Annotated in this window: 15 protein-coding genes; 7 read left to right on the forward strand and 8 right to left on the reverse strand. The window is 73.3% G+C overall.

What is annotated here, in order from left to right; all coding sequences use genetic code 11:
* Positions 1 to 25: 25 nt before the first annotated feature.
* On the reverse strand, positions 26 to 2356 hold the full coding sequence (pcrA, locus tag FB558_RS10490; RefSeq protein WP_142051000.1) for a DNA helicase PcrA: 2331 nt from the start codon (positions 2354 to 2356) through the stop codon (positions 26 to 28).
* Positions 2357 to 2568: 212 nt separating this feature from the next.
* Here pcrA and FB558_RS10495 point away from each other — a divergent pair, with 212 nt between their 5' ends.
* From FB558_RS10495 to FB558_RS10505, 3 genes are all read left to right on the forward strand, one after another.
* Positions 2569 to 2898 (forward strand): chorismate mutase, encoded by a 330-nt coding sequence (locus FB558_RS10495; RefSeq protein ID WP_425468019.1) that lies wholly within the window; start codon positions 2569 to 2571, stop codon positions 2896 to 2898.
* 79 nt (positions 2899 to 2977) lie between these two features.
* Positions 2978 to 3295, forward strand: coding sequence for a hypothetical protein (locus FB558_RS10500; protein ID WP_142051003.1), 318 nt, complete (start codon positions 2978 to 2980; stop codon positions 3293 to 3295).
* A 418-nt stretch (positions 3296 to 3713) separates the two neighbouring features.
* Positions 3714 to 4874, forward strand: a complete 1161-nt coding sequence (locus FB558_RS10505) for a hypothetical protein (protein ID WP_142051006.1) — start codon at positions 3714 to 3716, stop codon at positions 4872 to 4874.
* A 95-nt stretch (positions 4875 to 4969) separates the two neighbouring features.
* On the opposite strand, the gene FB558_RS10510 is transcribed toward FB558_RS10505, so the two are convergent.
* Positions 4970 to 5638, reverse strand: coding sequence for a response regulator (locus FB558_RS10510; protein ID WP_142051009.1), 669 nt, complete (start codon positions 5636 to 5638; stop codon positions 4970 to 4972).
* Complete coding sequence (locus FB558_RS10515; protein WP_142051012.1) at positions 5635 to 7029, reverse strand: ATP-binding protein; 1395 nt, start codon at positions 7027 to 7029, stop codon at positions 5635 to 5637. The genes FB558_RS10510 and FB558_RS10515 overlap by 4 nt, the downstream gene beginning before the upstream one ends.
* Before the next feature lie 57 nt (positions 7030 to 7086).
* Between FB558_RS10515 and FB558_RS10520 the strand changes: the two genes are divergently transcribed.
* Entirely contained in the window at positions 7087 to 8292 is a 1206-nt protein-coding gene (locus tag FB558_RS10520) for a PspC domain-containing protein (protein ID WP_170231268.1), read from the forward strand.
* A complete protein-coding gene (locus FB558_RS10525; RefSeq protein ID WP_142051020.1) occupies positions 8285 to 8497 on the forward strand; it encodes a hypothetical protein in 213 nt (70 codons plus the stop codon). The genes FB558_RS10520 and FB558_RS10525 overlap by 8 nt, the downstream gene beginning before the upstream one ends.
* A 103-nt stretch (positions 8498 to 8600) precedes the next feature.
* On the opposite strand, the gene guaA is transcribed toward FB558_RS10525, so the two are convergent.
* Complete coding sequence (gene guaA, locus FB558_RS10530; protein WP_142051023.1) at positions 8601 to 10151, reverse strand: glutamine-hydrolyzing GMP synthase; 1551 nt, start codon at positions 10149 to 10151, stop codon at positions 8601 to 8603.
* Between the two features lie 489 nt (positions 10152 to 10640).
* Between guaA and FB558_RS10535 the strand changes: the two genes are divergently transcribed.
* Entirely contained in the window at positions 10641 to 11519 is an 879-nt protein-coding gene (locus FB558_RS10535; protein ID WP_170231269.1) for a DUF559 domain-containing protein, read from the forward strand.
* Between the two features lie 328 nt (positions 11520 to 11847).
* Here the strand turns inward: FB558_RS10535 and FB558_RS10540 are convergent, their stop codons facing one another.
* Both FB558_RS10540 and guaB read right to left on the reverse strand, forming a co-directional pair.
* Complete coding sequence (locus FB558_RS10540; protein ID WP_142051029.1) at positions 11848 to 12972, reverse strand: GuaB3 family IMP dehydrogenase-related protein; 1125 nt, start codon at positions 12970 to 12972, stop codon at positions 11848 to 11850.
* A 23-nt stretch (positions 12973 to 12995) separates the two neighbouring features.
* Complete coding sequence (gene guaB / locus FB558_RS10545; protein WP_142051032.1) at positions 12996 to 14504, reverse strand: IMP dehydrogenase; 1509 nt, start codon at positions 14502 to 14504, stop codon at positions 12996 to 12998.
* 230 nt (positions 14505 to 14734) lie between these two features.
* On the opposite strand from guaB, the gene FB558_RS10550 reads away from it, so the two are divergent.
* Complete coding sequence (locus FB558_RS10550; RefSeq protein WP_170231270.1) at positions 14735 to 15115, forward strand: DUF5319 domain-containing protein; 381 nt, start codon at positions 14735 to 14737, stop codon at positions 15113 to 15115.
* Positions 15116 to 15196: 81 nt separating this feature from the next.
* Here the strand turns inward: FB558_RS10550 and FB558_RS10555 are convergent, their stop codons facing one another.
* Entirely contained in the window at positions 15197 to 16393 is a 1197-nt protein-coding gene (locus FB558_RS10555) for an anti-sigma-D factor RsdA (protein ID WP_142051038.1), read from the reverse strand.
* Entirely contained in the window at positions 16394 to 16966 is a 573-nt protein-coding gene (locus FB558_RS10560) for a sigma-70 family RNA polymerase sigma factor (protein ID WP_142051041.1), read from the reverse strand.
* Between the last annotated feature and the right edge of the window lie 462 nt (positions 16967 to 17428).

Consider the following 17428-nt stretch of genomic DNA (forward strand, 5'->3'; position numbering starts at 1 on the left):
GACGAGCACGCGGACGCGCCGGTCGCTACAGCTTCTGCAGCGGCACCCCGCCGATGAGCATCAGCCGGACGGTGCCCGCGCTTCCGAAGTCGATCAGCACCCGCTGGGTGGACTTGTCGGACTCGATGACCGTGCCCAGGCCGTACTTGTCGTGGTTGACGCGGTCGCCGACATCGAGCGAGATGCTGGCCTTCATCGCCGCCCTCGGCACGTTCCAGGAGCCGCGGTCGGTGGCCCCCGGACGCTTCCCGAACCCGAAGCGGCCCACCGGCGCCGATCGCTCCGGCTCGGCCCGACGCCAGTCGACCAGGTCGTCGGGCACCTCGGCGAGGAAGCGCGACGCCGGGTTGGCGTTGGGCTGCCCGAACGACGAGCGGATCATCGCCCGGGACAGGTAGAGCCGCTGCTGGGCCCGGGTGATGCCGACGTAGGCCAGGCGACGCTCCTCGGCCAGCTCCGCCGGGTCGCCCATGGCCCGCATGTGCGGGAACACGCCGTCCTCCCACCCGGTGAGGAACACGATCGGGAACTCCAGGCCCTTCGCGGTGTGCAGGGTCATCAGCGTGACCATGCCTTCGTCGTTGTCCGGGATGGAGTCGGCGTCGGCGACCAGGGCCACCCGTTCCAGGAACGCGGCCAACGAGCCGGGGGCCGGGGCACCCACCTCGACATCGGAGTCGTCCAGGTCGGCCACCGCGGCGTCACCCGCGAACTCGCGGGCGACCGTGACCAGCTCGGCGAGGTTCTCCCGCCGCGAGCCGTCCTGCGGGTCGTCGCTCGCCTCCAGCTCGGCCGTGTACCCGGTGCGGGCGTAGACGGCCTCGAGGATCTCCGCGGTCTCCTCCCCGCGCTCCACCAGCTCGTCGAGCTCGTCGAGCAGCCGGACGAACCCGGCGATGCACCGGTGCGACCGCGTGACCAGGCCCGGTATGCGTTCGGGCCGCTCGGCGGCGATCCGCAGCGCCGCGGCGAACGAGATGCGCTCGCGGTCGGCGTAGGTGGCGACCATCTCCTCCGCGCGCTCACCGATGCCCCGCTTGGGGACGTTCAGGATGCGGCGCAGGCTGACCGTGTCCTCCGGGTTGGACAGCACCCGCAGGTAGGCCAGCGCGTCGCGCACCTCCTTGCGCTCGTAGAAGCGCACGCCGCCGACGACCTTGTACGGCAGCCCGACGCGCAGGAACACGTCCTCGAACACCCGCGACTGCGAGTTGGTGCGGTAGAAGACGGCGACGTCGGAGTTGCGGATCTCGCCCGAATCCACCAGCCGGTCGATCTCCTGCGCGACGAACGCGGCCTCGTCGTGCTCGTTGTCGGCGACGTAGCCGACCACCTTCGCGCCGTCGCCCTGCTCGGACCACAGGCGCTTGTCGCGGCGGTCCGGGTTGCGCGCGATGACGGCGTTGGCCGCGGACAGGATGTGCTGCGTGGAGCGGTAGTTCTGCTCCAGCATGATCGTGCGCGCGTCGGGGAAGTCCTGCTCGAACTCGATGATGTTGCGGATGCTGGCGCCGCGGAAGGCGTAGATCGACTGGTCCGAGTCGCCCACCACGCACAGCTCGGCCGGCTGCACGCCCTCCGCCGCCGGGGCCACGAGCTCGCGCACCAGCACGTACTGCGCGTGGTTGGTGTCCTGGTACTCGTCGACGAGCACGTGGCGGAACCGGCGCCGGTAGTACTCGGCGACGGCGGGCAGCCGCTGCAGCAGCGACACCGTCTCCATGATCAGGTCGTCGAAGTCGAACGCGTTGGCCGTGTGCAGCCGCGCCTGGTAGACGCCGTACACCTCGGCGACCTTGCGCTCGTACTCGTTGCTCGCGCGCTCGGCGGCGTCCTCGGGCGAGCGCAACTCGTTCTTGAGGTTCGAGATCTGCGCGGCGACGCCGCGGGCGGCGAACTTCTTCGGGTCGAGCTCCAGGTCGCGGGCGACCAGGCCGACGAGCCTGCGGGTGTCGTCGGCGTCGTAGACGGAGAACGCGCTGCGCACCCCCAGGTGCTTGGCCTCGCGCCGCAGGATGCGCACGCACATCGAGTGGAACGTGGACACCCACATCGCGTTGCCGCGGCGTCCGACCAGCGCGTCGACCCGCTCCTTCATCTCGGCCGCTGCCTTGTTCGTGAAGGTGATCGACATGACCTCGCCGGGGTGCACACCGCGCTCGGCCAGCAGCCAGGCGATCCGGTGGGTGAGCACGCGCGTCTTGCCCGACCCCGCACCGGCGACGATCAGCAACGGCGAGCCCGCGTGGACCACCGCCTCACGCTGGCGTGGGTTGAGCCCCTCCAGCAGGGCCGCACCGCGCTCGGTGCGGGGGTGGACGGGGTTCTCCGTGGGCAGTTCGAACAGCGCGCTCATCGTGTTCGAAAGGGTACCGCCGCTCCCCGACACCCCTCGGATGTGGCACACTGCTGGCGTGCCACTGATCAGCCGACGATTTTTCTACGGGTACCGGACACCGGTTCCCGTGACAGGCTGACCAGCCCCGACCACGCCCCGGAGTCCATCGGACCCGGGGCGTTCGCGCGTCACGGGCCCGGGCCCGGCACCGCCAGGAGGAGACCGTGACCGTGACCGACGAGACCACCGAGCAGCCCGCCGTGGAGCCGGCCGCCGCACGACCCGCCGCGGACGACGCCGCCGCGACCGCCCCCGACGCCGACATCGCCGAGCTGCGCGTCGAGATCGACCGGCTCGACGCCGAGATCCTGCGGCTGATCAAGCGCCGCACGGAGGTGTCCCAGACCATCGGCAGGGCGCGGATGGCCGCGGGCGGCCCCCGCATCGTCTACAGCCGGGAGATGGCCGTGCTGGCCCGCTTCCGCGAGCTCGGCAGCGAAGGCCGCGACCTGGCCCTCCTGCTGCTGAAGCTGGGCCGCGGCCGCCTCGGCGGGCGCTGACACCGCCCAGGGGCACCCCTGGAGGAACTCCTCGTGCGGAGTGCGGCGCGACGGGCCCGGTTCGTGGCACTCTTGGTGCATGGGTGCGGTGTTCGGGATCGTCGCAGCAGTGATCGCCCTGGTCGGCCTGATCGTCGCGCTCGGGCACGTCGGCTACCTGGCGCTGCTGAACAACGCGGCGAAGAAGCGCGGGATGTCCGGTGGCACCACCACCGACTACGTCAACAGCCGCTGGAAGGTCGCGGGCGGCACGGCCGGCGTCGCCCTGCTGGGTCTCCTGCTCACCTCCGGTGGCACGGTGCCCGACATCGCGGGGCTGCTGCTCGCCGGCGGCGCGGGTCTCTACGCGAAGCAGGCGCTCGACTCCACGCGCTCGCGTTTCCGCAGCCTCCCCTGAGCCTCTCCTCTGAGCCTCCACTGAGCCGCGGGCCGCACCGGTCGCCGTTTCGCGGGGCCACGGATCGCCGGATCTCGGAACGATCACGGATCCGTTCGCGGATTTCCGGGCCATCGGCGGTGCCCGCTCGGCGCAGCGCGCGCTCGGGCGAGCGGCCTGATCTGCCCGACGGACGGTAACGGTCTGCGACGAACGGCAGGCCGATCAGGCGAGCGGTCGGTAGCAGTCGTCGAGTGGATGTAACCCATGTGGGTGACGCGCGACGAGCGGATGAATGACACTTGGTACCCGTCTTCGGCATCCGGTAGACATTCGAGCGTCCGTTCACTCCAAGGGAGGACGTCTCGCTGTGGCCCAGCTGCTGTCCCGAAGTGGATCAGATGCACCTGCGACGGAGGTACTCACCGTCGCCGATCTGTTGAGCCGCAACGCGCCCGTTCCGCCCACCTTCGAGGACTCGGCCGACGAGCCCGCCACCGTCGGCGTCTCGGTCGGTTCGCTGCTGCGTCGCGAGGGCCGTGCTCCCCACGCCGTGGACCGTCCGGTCCAGCCGCGCCCGCACCAGCAGGCCGCCGACGCCGACGAGGACAGGCGCGCCGCGGGCCGGCACGCCCTGGTGCGCCGTGGCGCGATCGCCGCGGGCGCGCTCCTGGCCGTCGGCTCGGTCGTCGGCGCCGCGGTCCTCACCGACGTGGTCCCCACCGGCAACGAGGCCCCCGCCGGTGGCGGCACCGCCGAGGACGAGGGCCCGTACCCGGGCCAGGGGCTGCTCGACGCGCAGGACCCGGCCGCCACTCCCCCCAGCGTGGTCATCGACCAGGCCGCCGCCACCGACACCCTCGACGCCGGCACCGCGGCCCCCACCAACTGGGTCCCCGTCGCGTTCCCGGCCGCCCTCGCGGGTGCCGCGGGCACCGAGGCGCAGGACACGGCCGCCGGCCCGGACGACGCCGCGAGCGGCGGCTCCGGTGGTGACAGCGCCACCGCCACGTCCGACGACTCGGACGAGAACGCGGGCAGCAACTCCGACGGCAGCAGCTCCGCCGGCACCGACGACGACCGGGCCGACACCGCGAAGAGCGCGAGCACCGGCGACGACTCCGACGGCGGCGACGAGAGTTCCTCCGGCGACACGAGCCGCAGCGCGGGCAGCGGGTCCGAGGAGAGCGACGACGACGGCGACGACGGTGGCGACGGCCTCCTCGGCGCGGTCGGCAACACGGTCAACGGCCTCACCGGCGCCCTCGGTCTCACCAGCGACGACGACGGCGACGACGACGACAAGCGCAGCAACAGCAAGAGCAATGACGACGGCGACGACGAAGGCGACGAGGACTCGCGTTCCTTCAGCCTCTTCTCCGCCGGCGACGAAGACTCGTCCGCTCCCCAGAAGGACGACGCCGAGAAGGACGACCGGAAGTCGAGCAGCGACAGCGACGATCGCAGCGACGACAGCAAGGACGACAGCGACAGCAGCGACGACAACGAGGACAGCGGCAAGGACGACAGCGGCGACGACGACGGCGACGGCGGGCTCGTCGACGCGGTCGGCGACACCGTGAGCGGCCTGCTCGGCTGAGGCCTCAGCGCAGCGGGTGCAAGTCGCGCACCTGACGAACGGCACTCTCGTCGGTACCTAGCCGACGAAAGTGCCGTTCGTCATGCGAATCCCGCTCAGACGAGGCGCCGGTCCGAGGCCCACCTGGAGAGCTCGTAGCGGTTGGACAGCTGCGTCTTGCGCAGCACGCTCGACACGTGCGTCTCCACCGTCTTGACGGAGATGAACAGCTCCCCTGCGATCTCCTTGTACGCGTAGCCGCGCGCGAGCAGGCGCAGGACGTCGCGCTCGCGGCGGGTGAGCAGGTCCAGCTCCGGGTCCCCGGGCGGGGCGGCGCCGGGCCGGTCGGAGAACACGTCCAGCACGAAGCCGGCCAGTCGCGGTGAGAACACCGCGTCGCCGGACCGCACCCGCCGCACCGCGTCGGCGAGCTCCCGACCGGAGATCGTCTTCGTGACGTACCCGCGGGCACCCGCGCGGATCACCGCGATCACGTCCTCCGCGGCGTCGGACACCGACAGTGCCAGGAACACCACGTCGGGCAGCTCGGGTCGCAGCTGCCGCAGCACCTCCGCACCGCCGCCGTCGGGCATGTGGACGTCGAGCAGCACGACGTCGGGACGCACGTGCCGGATCGCGGCCACCGCCTCGTCGACGGACCCGGCCTCGCCCACGACCGTGACGTCCGGGACGTGCCGGTCCAGCTCGGCCCGCACCCCGGACCGGAAGAGGCCGTGGTCGTCGACCAGGAAGACGCGGATCGGCGTGTCCGTCGGCTCGCTCATCGGTGTGCTTCCTCCTGCGCCCGCGCATCGGGCTCGTCCTGCTCGGAGCGGGCTGCTGCCCGCCCGTCCACCGGCATGCTCAGGTGCACCTCGGTGCCCTCTCCCGGGGTGCTGCGCAGCCGCACCGCCCCGCCGTGCCGGTCCATCCTGCCGTGCACCGAGTCGGCGAGGCCGTGCCGGTCGCCGGGCACCGCGTCCGGGTCGAAGCCGACGCCGCGGTCCCGCACGAACACGTGCACCTCATCGGGCTCGACCTCGACGTAGACGCTGACCTCGCCCACCTGCGCGTGCTTCGCCGCGTTGACCATGGACTCGCGGGCCGCGAGCACGAGCGCGCGCAGCCCGTCGTCGAGCGGGCGGTCACCCACCACGACGGGGCGCACGTCGATCGCGTAGGTGTCCTCCACCTCCGCGGCGGCGCTCGTGATGGCGCCGGCCAGCCCTTCGTCGAGCGCCGGGTCCCCCGACGCGCGCCCGGACCGGCCGTACCCGGCGGGCCCGTAGAGCCAGTGGCGCAGCTCGCGTTCCTGGCCGCGGGCCAGCCGCAGCACCTCGCGCGGCTGGTCGGACTGGCGCTGGATGAGCGCCAGCGTCTGCAGCACGGAGTCGTGCAGGTGCGCGGCGATCTCGGCACGCTCGGTCTCGACGATGCGCTCGCGGCGCTCCTCACCCAGCTCGCGCATCAGGCGCACCCACCACGGGATGGTGAGCACACCGACGCCGAGCAGGGTGGCGAACACCGCCAACAGCCCGAACTGCACCTGCGAGAGGTCCAGGTTGCCCAACAGGAACACCCCGATCCCGGTGGCGACGAAGAGCGCACCCGCGAGCACCCGCCACAGCGCCGGCCAGCCGGTGCCCGTGACGCCGGTGACGCCCGAGCGCGCGCCGGCCGTCCAGCGCCTGCGCTGCGACTCGTCGGCCTCCCGCCACACGACCGCGGCACCGACCGCTGCCACTCCGAGCGGGCCGACGATCCAGCCGATGACGGTGTTGCCCAGCGCCGCCGCGGCGAGGCCCGCGCCGATGCCCAGAGCGGCGAGTCCGAGCGCCTGCTGGCGCTCGGTGCGTCCGAGCGCGCGGGGCACCTCCGCGGACTCCTGGCGCACGAAGATCCACAGCAGTCCGTAGGCGATGACACCGGCGCCGTTGACCGCGGCGAGGACGACGAACGCCGTCCGCACCCACAGGACGTCGACCCCGAGGTGGTCGGCCACGCCCCCGGCGACGCCCGCCACGAGCCGCCCGCCACGCCTGCGCGCGAGCGGCGGCGTGCCGGACGGCGACGCCACGGGCTGCGGGACGGGGGCAGGAGCTGGGATCACACACCCATGGTCACACGCGGGGGAAGTACGGACATCGGGGAAACCTCCGGGGCTTCTCGGGGCCATCCCCCATGCTCGGGGGTCGCCACGGCGGGCAGGCTGTGCCGCAGAGGAGGTGCGGACATGACTCGCACGGACGTGCAGGACACCCTGCGGGAGATGTGGGAGACGCGGCCCGCGCGGCCGCGGGACGACCGCCAGATCGCGGGTGTGGCGGCAGGGATCGCGCGCCGCTACGACATCGACCCGGTGCTGGTGCGGGTCGGGTTCGTGGTGGCGGCGTTCTCCGGGATCGGCGCGGCGCTCTACATCGCGGGCTGGATCCTGCTGCCGGACGCCCCCGCCGACCCGTCGGCACCGGCCCGGTCCCGCACGCGGGGGTACCTCGTGGTCGGCCTCGCGATCGCCGCGGCCATCACGGTCGGGTCGCTGTTCGGGGGGAACGGCCCGGACGTGCTGCTCCCGCTGCTCGTCGTCGCCGGACTGCTGTACCTGCTGCACCGCAGCCGGGGCAAGCTCGGCACCGGCGCGACGGCGTCCGAGGCACCGACGGTGGCGACGCCGGCGGCGGCCGGCGGCCCGTCGCTGGTCAAGGACCCGGCAGGGCCACCGGCGTGGGACCCGCTCGGAGCGGCGCCGTTCGCGTGGGACCTCCCCGAGCCGTCCCCCGCGCCGGCGCCACCGCCGCCGCGCACGCTGCCGGTCACATCGGTGACGCTGGGGCTCGCGCTCATCGCGGGCGCCGCCACCTCGGTGATCATGCTGCTGGCCGGCGCACTCACGGTGGCGAACCTGCCGGTGCTGCTCGGCGTCGTGCTCGCGGTGCTCGGAGCCGGGCTGGTCGTCGGGTCGTTCCTGCGGGCCGGGCGGGGGCTCATCCCGTTCGCGCTGCTGCTGAGCGTGCTCACCTGGTCCGTCGTCGCGGCGCCGCTCGACCGGTGGCAGGGCAACGGGTGGGGCGAGCTGCGCGCCGCGCCCACCACCGTCGCCGCCCTGCAGACCACCTACCAGCGCACGGCCGGCGAGATCGACCTCGACCTGCGCAACCTCGACCTGGGCGTCGGGCCGGACGGCAACACCAACGCGGTGCGCACGAGGATCTCCCTCGGCGCGGGTGACGTGCTGGTGCAGGTGCCGAACACGGCCGACGTCACGCTCACCGGGTCGCTCGGCGTGGGGGACATCTCGTTCGGCGAGCAGCGCGACGACGGGCCGGGCGCGGAGCTGAACGTGGTCGACGACCTCGGCACCGACGGGGTCCGCAGTGGACGGCCGCTCCTCCTCGACATCGAGGCGGGCGCAGGAGACGTGGAGGTGCGCCGTGGCTGACGGCACGGGTCAGGAGGTCCGCAAGCGCGGGCCCGAGGTGTTCACGCTGATCGTCGGGATCCTCGCGCTGGGCATGGCGACCAGCGCGTTCGTCGGCCAGGTGCCGACGCTCGCCGGCCTCGACGCGCGGTGGCTGCTCGCGGCGGGGGCCGCCGCGGTCGGGCTGCTCCTGCTGATCGGCAGCCTGCGGGGGCGCAGGCGTTAGACGACGCCGGCCGGTGCTGGGGAGCACCGGCCGCGCGTCACGGGCCGCTGCTGGGGAGCGAGCGGTCGACGGGCGGCGCCGGGGCGGGGGCCCCGGTGCCGCCCTACTCCCATTCGATGGTGCCGGGCGGCTTGCTCGTGACGTCCAGGACGACGCGGTTGACCTCGGCCACCTCGTTCGTGATGCGCGTGGAGATCCGCTCGAGCAGGTCGTAGGGCAGCCGCGTCCAGTCGGCCGTCATCGCGTCCTCGCTGGACACCGGCCGCAGCACCACCGGGTGCCCGTACGTGCGGCCGTCGCCCTGCACGCCCACGCTGCGGACGTCGGCCAGCAGCACGACGGGGCACTGCCAGATGTCGCGGTCCAGCCCGGCGTAGGTGAGCTCCTCGCGGACGATCGCGTCGGCGTCCCGCAGCGTGGCCAGCCGCTCGGCGGTGACCTCACCGATGATCCGGATCCCGAGCCCGGGGCCGGGGAACGGCTGACGGTGCACGATCGTCTCGGGCAGCCCGAGCTCGGCACCGACCCGGCGCACCTCGTCCTTGAACAACGCCCGCAACGGCTCCACCAGCGCGAACTCGATGTCCTCCGGCAGCCCGCCCACGTTGTGATGGCTCTTGATCGTGGCCGTTCCCGAGCCGCCGCCGGACTCGACGACGTCCGGGTAGAGCGTGCCCTGGACGAGGAAGCCGACATGCTCCTGCTCGGCGACCTCGGTGGTGGCCGCCTCGAACACCCGGATGAACTCGCGGCCGATGACCTTGCGCTTCTCCTCGGGATCGGTGATCCCGGCGAGCGCGCCGAGGAAGCGCTCACGGGCGTCGACGGTGTGCAGCTTCGCACCGGTCGCCGCCACGAAGTCGCGTTCGACCTGCTCGCGCTCGCCCGAACGCAGCAGGCCGTGGTCGACGAAGACGCACGTCAGCTGGTCACCGATCGCGCGCTGCACCAGCGCGGCGGCCACTGCGGAGTCCACGCCGCCGGACAGGCCGCAGATGGCGCGGCCCTCGCCCACCTGCGCCCGCACCGCGTCGATCGTGTCGTCGATGATCGACGCCGTGGTCCAGCCGGGCGTGACGCCTGCGATGTCGTGCAGGAAGCGGCGCAGCACCTCCTGGCCGTGCGGGGAGTGCCCGACCTCGGGGTGGTACTGCACCCCGGCGAGCCGGCGCACCGGATCCTCGAATGCGGCCACCGCCGCGCGCTCCGAGGACGCCGTGACCGTGAAGCCCTCCGGCGCCTGCACGACCGAGTCGCCGTGGCTCATCCACACCGGGTGCCGCGCCGGCAGCCCGCCGTGCAGCGTGCTCTCCGCGGCGCAGAGCGTCAGCTCGGTGCGGCCGTACTCCCGGGTGCCGTCCGGGGCCACCTCGCCCCCGAGCGCCCGCGCCATGGCCTGGAACCCGTAGCACAGCCCCAGCACCGGGATGCCCGTCCGGAACAGCTCGGGGTCGACGCTCGGCGCGCCCGCCTCGTACACGCTCGACGGCCCGCCGGAGAGGATCAGCGCCGCCGGCTTGCGCGCGACGATCTCCGACACGGGCGTGTCACCCGGCACGATCTCGGAGTACACCTGCGCCTCCCGCACCCGGCGGGCGATCAGCTGGGCGTACTGCGCCCCGTAGTCGACGACGAGGACGGTGGGAGGTTGCACCGCACCAGGGTAATCACCGCTCCCGCCGCGCCGGGCCGCCCGCCCGCGATCGCGGCGAGAAGCACACCACCGCTGCGCCGACGACCACGACGTACCCCTCGCACCGATCACGGCCTTGAGATCGCTCCGAGCCGCACACGACCGCCGACGAACCACGCGGAGGTGCGCCTCGCACCGATCATCCCCGTGATCGTTCCGACCCGCACACCATCGCTGGCGCCACCACGCTGACGCGCTACTCGCGCGGATCACCGCGGACGAGAAGCACACCAGCGCACCGGCAGCAACACTCGCGTACCACTCGGACCGATCAACTGCAGGTGCCGCCAGCAGCTGGCGCCAGCGGCTGTGTGCGGATCGGACTGATCATGCGGGCGCGGCGCCATTGTGAGGTGCGGATCGGACCGATCTGCGGACCGAACGTGTGCAGGTGCGAACGTTCCAGCCGGAAACGGAACCGCGCGGGCGCGGGGGTCGTCCATGCCGCGCATGAACCTCACCCAGCCCTTCCGCGGCTCCGAGGCCGTCACCGCAGGCCTGCTCACCCCCGCGATGCTGCGCGGCCCCCGCTTCCGTCGCCTGTTCCCCGACATCTACGCCCCCGCCGACGCCGAGGTCGACCTCGAGCTGCTCTCCCGGGCCGCCTACCTCCTGATCGCGGGGCGCGGCGCGCTCGGCGGGTACTCGGCGGCCGAGCTGCTCGACGCCTCATGCGGCCCGCTCGGAGCACCGGCGGAGGTCGTCGTCCCGCACCGCATGCGGTCCCGTCCCGGGCTGCTGGTCCGCCAGGACGAACTCTGGGCCGACGAGGTGGAGGAGGTCGGCGACCTCCTGGTCACGACACCGCGGCGCACGGCGTACGACCTGGGCCGGCGCGGCTCGCTCGTCGAGGCGGTCATCGCCGTCGACGCGCTGAGCCACGCCCACGGGTTCGACCCCGACGAGGTGCTGCTCCTGGCCCGACGGCACCTGGGCGGTCGCGGCAGCGCACGGCTGCCCCGGGTCGTCGCGCTGTCCGACCGCCGCTCCGGCTCCCCGATGGAGACGCGGATCCGCCTCGCCCTCGAGTTCGGCGGCCTGCCGGAGCCGGAGCTGCAGCACCCGGTCGGCCCGTACCTGCTCGACCTCGCCTACCCGGCCGTGCGCATCGCCGTCGAGTACAACGGCAGCGACCACCTGGACCCGGACCGCGCGCTGCACGACCTGCAGCGCGAGGCGTACCTGACGGCTGCCGGGTGGGTCGTCATCCGGTTCGGCGCGTACATCGTCATCCGCCGTCCGGACTGGGTCGCGGACAGGGTCCGCACCCGCCTCGTCGCGGCCGCGGCGGCCGCCGGCCTGCCCCTGGAGGCCCTCGGCGCGGCCTGATCGCCGCGAGCCGTACACCAGGAACGCCCACCCGCGCCCCTGATCGACGCGAGCCGCACGTCAGCGCTGCCGCCAGCACGCCGGCGTGCGCTCAGCGTTCACCACATCGATCCGTCCGAGCCGCACACCACCGCGGCCGCAACGTCGCTGCCGTACGTCTCGACGCGATCAACCCGGCCGGATCCATCCGACCCGTCCACCAGGGCGGCGGCCACCACCCGCAGGTGCCTCTCGCAACGATCAAGGGCCCGACATCGACCCGGCACCTGATCGATCCGAACCGCACCTCGGCGCGGTGGCCACCGCGCTCACGCACGGGTCGGACCGATCAGCCGCGGACCGTCAGGCCCACGCGCTGGAACTCCTTCAGGTCCGAGTAGCCCGTCTTCGCCATCGCCCGCCGCAGGGCGCCGAACAGGTTCACCGTGCCGTAGGGGCTGCTGGCCGGGCCGAAGAGGACGCCCTCCAGGTCGAGCTCGCCGGGGGCGAAGCCCGTGACCTCCGAGCGGGGCAGGGAGGGGTGGGCCACCGACGAGGTCCAGTACAGGCCCTGGCCCGGCGCCTCGGTGGCCTCGGCCAGCTGCTCGCCGAGCATCACGGCGTCGGCGCCGCAGGCGATGGCCTTGGCCATGTCCCCCGAGCCGGCCATGCCGCCGTCGGCGATGACGTGGACGTAGCGGCCGCCGGTCTCGTCGAGGTAGTCGCGGCGGGCGGCGGCGGCGTCGACGATCGCGGTGGCCATCGGCACGCCGATGCCGAGCACGTCGTCGGTGGTGGTGGCCGAGGACTCCCCGTAGCCCACGATGACGCCGGCCGCGCCGGTGCGCATGAGGTGCATCGCGGTGCGGTAGTCGCCGCAGCCGCCCGCGACGACCGGGACGTCGAGGGAGTTGATGAACTCCTTGAGGTTCAGCGGCTCCCCGCCGGACACGTGCTCGGCCGAGATGATGGTGCCCTGCACGACGAGGATCTCGACGCCGCCCGCGAGCAGATCGGGGGTGAGCTCGCGGGCGCGCTGCGGGCTGACGCGGGCGGCCACGGTCACCCCGGCCTCGCGCACGGTCTTGAGCGCCTCGGTGAGCAGGTCGGCCTGGATGGGGGCCGCGTGCAGCTCCTGCAGCAGCCGGACGGCCGCGGACGGGTCGTCGTCGGTGGCCGCCTCGAGCACGCGTTCGAGGGCGCCGTCGGCGTCGGCGTGGCGCGCCCAGAGCCCTTCGGCGTTGAGCACCGGCAAGCCGCCGAGCTGCCCGATCCGCACCGCACTCGCCGGCGACACGATCGCGTCGGTGGGGTGGGTCACGAGCGGGATCTCGAACGGGTACGCGTCGAGCTGCCAGGCGGTCGAGACCTCCTGTGAGCTCCGCGTCCGCCGGGACGGAACGATCTCGACCTGCGACAGGTCGTAGCTACGACGGGCCTCTCGGCCCATCCCGATCTCCACGAGGTCACGCACGGGTGACCACAGTAGAACCCCGCTCAGCGGGCCGCGTAGTTGGGCGCCTCCACCGTCATGGTGATGTCGTGCGGGTGGCTCTCCTTGAGCCCCGCGGCGGTGATCCGCACGAGCTGAGCCTGCTGCAGCTCCTCGATCGTCTGCGCCCCGGCGTAGCCCATGCCGGAGCGCAGGCCGCCCGCGAGCTGGTGCACGACCTGCGCCAGGGGCCCGCGGAACGGGATGCGGCCCTCGATGCCCTCGGGCACGAGCTTGTCCTCGCTGAGGACGTCGTCCTGCGCGTAGCGGTCCTTGGAGTAGGACTTCGAGTCGCCGCGCGACTGCATGGCCCCGAGCGAGCCCATCCCGCGGTAGGTCTTGAACTGCTTGCCGCCGACCAGGATCAGCTCGCCGGGCGACTCCGCGGTGCCCGCGAGCAGGCTCCCGAGCATCACGGTGGACGCGCCCGCCACGATCGCCTTCGTGACGTCGCCGGAGTACTGGATGCCCCCGTCCCCGATCACCGGGACGCCGGCCTGGGCGCACGCCTGAGCGGCCTCGTAGATCGCGGTGATCTGCGGGGCGCCGACACCGGCCACCACCCGCGTGGTGCAGATCGAGCCCGGACCGACACCGACCTTCACCGCGTCGGCCCCCGCCTCGACGAGCGCAGCGGCGCCCGCCCGCGTGGCGACGTTGCCGCCCACGACGTCGACGCTGTGGCCCACCTCGGCCTTCAGCTTCGCGACGGTCTCGAGCACCCGGCGGGAGTGCCCGTGCGCGGTGTCGACGATCACCACGTCGACACCGGCGTCGACCAGCGTCATCGCGCGGGCGTAGCCGTCGTCGCCGACCCCGACCGCGGCGGCCACGACGAGGCGGCCGTCCGGGTCCTTCGTGGCCAGCGGGTACTTCTCGGTCTTGTTGAAGTCCTTGATGGTGATGAGGCCGCGCAGTATGCCGTCGCCGTCGATGATCGGCAGCTTCTCCAGCTTGTGCCTGCGCAGCAGGCCGAGCGCGGCCTCCGCGGTCACGCCGACGCGCGCGGTGATCAGCGGCGTCGGTGTCATGACCTCGTGGACGGGGCGGGAGTGGTCCATCTCGAACCGCATGTCGCGGTTGGTGATGATCCCGACCAGGTGCCCGCCCGCATCGGTGACCGGCACGCCGGAGATGCGGAACTTGGCGCAGAGCGCGTCGACGTCGGCGAGCGTGTCGTCCGGCGAGCACGTGACGGGGTCGGTGACCATCCCGGCCTCCGACCGCTTCACGACCTCCACCTGCGCGGCCTGCTCGTCCGGGGAGAGGTTGCGGTGCAGGACCCCGAGGCCGCCGGCTCGCGCCATCGCGATCGCCATCCGCGACTCGGTGACGGTGTCCATCGGCGAGGACACGATCGGCACCCGCAGCCGCACGCGCCGGGTGACCTGGGTGCTCGTGTCCACCGAACTCGGGACGACGTCGGACTCCGCCGGGAGCAGGAGCACGTCGTCGAAGGTCAAGCCCAACATCGCGAACTTGGGGGGCAGTTGCGTCGCGCTCTCGGTCGTCATCGCCACCCATCCTGTCTTACCCGCGGGCCCGGATCGCCCGCCCGACCGGATCCGGTGCAGAGACCCGTCCGCCCATCGTATCGGCGGGCGCGGCACCCGACGCGGGGTGAGGGGGAGGCCGTGGCCACACCCGTCCGTGGCGCCTGCGCACGAGGCGGGCACCCCGCCGCGGCGGGGTGCCCGTGGTGCGCCCGCTCCACCGCGTCTCACGTGCGGGTATCGTGAGCTTCGTGTCACGTGATGCGCTGCCGCCGGACCCGTTCGCCGGGGATCCGCACGACCCCGCGCTGTCGCTCGACGGCGGCCCCGAGGTCGTCGACCAGGACGTGTTGAGCGAGGCCGAGCGCGACGAAGTGGTGGCCGACCTCGCCGACCTCGCCGTCTACCAGGCCCTGCTGGAGGCCCGTGGGGTGCGCGGCATCGTCGTCGACTGCGGCGACTGCGGCGAACAGCACTTCCACGAGTGGAGCCTCCTGCGCGCCAGCCTCCAGCAGCTGCTCGACGAGGGGCAGATGCGGCCGCACGAGCCGGCGTTCGACCCGGACCCCGCGAGCTACGTCACCTGGGAGTACTGCCGCGGTTACGCCGACGCGGTGCTCTCCGACTCCTGACGCGGGCGGCGGACGCCGCCACCCACGACGCAGAACGGCCCCCGATCCGCGGATCGGGGGCCGTTCTGCGTGCAGGCCGTATCAGCCGCCTGCGGGCGGCGGCTCGGAGCCCGACGCCGTGGGCCGGTCGCTGGGAGCCGCGCCCCCGCCACCGTCGCTCGAGGGAGGAGGAGGCGGCGGCGTCGTCGATGTGGTGGTGGGGTCGGGACGCCCCTCGTTCGTGGCGCTCGGCGGGGTGCTGCCGGTCGGGTCGTCCGGCTCGCCTTCGCCGTGGCCGTCGGGCTGCGGACGGCTCGTGGTGGTGCCGTCCCCGCTCTCCGGCGCGAGCTGGGCGTGGCGCGGGTCGTTCGTGGGCCGGGTGGAGCTGTCCGGCGCCGAGGTGTCGCCGTCGGGGGTGCCGGCGACGTCGGGCCCGCGGTCGGACTCCGGCCGCGACGTACCGCTCGTCGACTCCTCGTCCCCGGAACCGGTCGAGGTGTCGGACTCGGACGGGTCCACGGGCTCGCGCGCACCCTGCGGCACCGGGCGCGAGGGCTGCGTGGACAGCGGGCTCGCGGGGTCGGCGGACTGCCCCGGTGGGGTCTCGGCCGCCTTGGCCTGGAGGAACTCCTGGGTCTCGGCGAGCCCGTCCTGCCCCTCCTGGGGACGGACGGCCGCGAGGTCCTCCTGCGCCCGGGCCAGCTCCTGCGCGGCGAGCACCGGTTGCCCGGCGACGAGCGCCGCCTTGGCGGCCGCGATGCGGTCCTCGACCCGCGACGCCGCCTCCACCGACTCGGCGCGCTCGGAGTAGAGGACCTTCGACACGCCCCACAGCGCGTCCTCGGGCTGGGCGTTGTAGGAACTGACCGAGACCCCGCCGATGACCAGCACGAGGAACGCGGCGGCCGCGGCCACCGGGACGAGGTGGCGGGCGCGCGAGGACGGGGGGCGCGCGGCGACGACGGTGGCCACCGCGGTGTCGACGTCGACGAGCTCCGGGACCGGCTCGGCGTCCACGTCCGCCTTCCAGGCGGCGAGGATCGCCGCGACCCGGTCGTCGGCGTCGTAGCCGCCCACGCCGGGCGACGACACGGACATGCCGGCCGCGAGCGCGTTGATGAGCTCGTCGTCGGCCTGGACGGCGACCAGGTCGACGGGCTCGGCGAGATCGTCGAACGGGACGGGGTGCGCGGTCGAGCCGTGGTGCCGGGCGCCGTTCGTACCGTTGTGAGGACGGCTGCGAGAGCTGCGGCCACCGTCGAAGGGGCCGCCACCCGCCCCGAAAGTCCTGTCAGGCACTCAGACCACCTCCTCCTCTGGCATCGACTTGCGCAGGCGGGCGAGCGCCCGGTGCTGGGCCACGCGCACGGCTCCCGGCGTGGAGCCCACGGCTTCCGCCGTCTCCTCTGCGGAGAGGCCGACGACCACGCGCAGCACGAGGATCTCCCGTTGCTTGTCCGGCAGCGTGTCGAGCAGCTTGCCCATCTCGCTCGACAGCTCGACCCGCAGCGCGCGCTGCTCCGGCCCGTCCGCGCCCGAGACCGCGTCGGGGACGTCGGCGACCGGCTCCGACCGGTTCCGCGTGGCCGCCCGGTGGGCGTCGATCACTTTGTGTGAGGCGATTCCGTACACGAACGCCAGGAACGGTCGTCCCTGGACGCGGTACCCCGGCAGTGCAGTGAGCACGGCCAAGCACACCTCCTGCGCAACGTCGTCGGCCGAGACCGACGACCGGTCCACCCGTCCGAGTCGCGCCCTGCAGTAGCGCACGACCATGGGCCGGATGATGGCGATCACGGCCCCGACGGCCTGGGGGTCGCCCGTCATGGCGCGGGCCACCAGTTCGTCGGGTACCTCTGTCGTCTCACTCATCGCGGACCGTGGTTCGGGCGTTACGGAACATGTTCGGCATCATCCGTTCGTGAGGCTGATCACGGAGCGTGCTCAACCGTGCCCTCATTCCGGACCACCGTAGCGAAGACGCACGGCGGCGCGGGACGGGCTCCTCCTCGGACGGGAAGACGAACGAGAGTGGGGTTCCGTTGCTGGTTCAGCCCGACGACCACCCGATCGGGGGTCTCGGAAGGGCACCGTTCGAGTGGTGCCGTCACCGCGGGGAGTGGACACCGCGGGGAAGAGGACGTGCAGGTCCGGGACGGGGAACACCGCGCCCGAACGGGGGCCGCCGCGCCGCCACCGCGCCCGGATGCGGGCTACCGGCGGTGCCGAGCGTGAGGCGCGCGGGAACGGGCCGGGGCGTGCTGGCGGTGCCCTCGACCGTGGAGCGGGCGCAGCCGTCCGCGTGTGTGCGGACGGTGACGCGCGGGACGCGGG

The organism is Pseudonocardia kunmingensis (assembly GCF_006716445.1).
Lineage (GTDB): Bacteria > Actinomycetota > Actinomycetes > Mycobacteriales > Pseudonocardiaceae > Pseudonocardia > Pseudonocardia kunmingensis.

Coding starts and splice junctions, on each gene's coding strand:
- pcrA (WP_142051000.1), bottom strand. CDS start 2,356: ATGAGCGCGCTGTTCGAACTGCCCACGGAGAACCCCGTCCACCCCCGC.
- FB558_RS10500 (WP_142051003.1), top strand. CDS start 2,978: ATGGGTGCGGTGTTCGGGATCGTCGCAGCAGTGATCGCCCTGGTCGGC.
- FB558_RS10510 (WP_142051009.1), bottom strand. CDS start 5,638: ATGAGCGAGCCGACGGACACGCCGATCCGCGTCTTCCTGGTCGACGAC.
- FB558_RS10515 (WP_142051012.1), bottom strand. CDS start 7,029: ATGGCCCCGAGAAGCCCCGGAGGTTTCCCCGATGTCCGTACTTCCCCC.
- FB558_RS10520 (WP_170231268.1), top strand. CDS start 7,087: ATGACTCGCACGGACGTGCAGGACACCCTGCGGGAGATGTGGGAGACG.
- FB558_RS10535 (WP_170231269.1), top strand. CDS start 10,641: ATGAACCTCACCCAGCCCTTCCGCGGCTCCGAGGCCGTCACCGCAGGC.
- guaB (WP_142051032.1), bottom strand. CDS start 14,504: ATGACGACCGAGAGCGCGACGCAACTGCCCCCCAAGTTCGCGATGTTG.
- FB558_RS10560 (WP_142051041.1), bottom strand. CDS start 16,966: ATGAGTGAGACGACAGAGGTACCCGACGAACTGGTGGCCCGCGCCATG.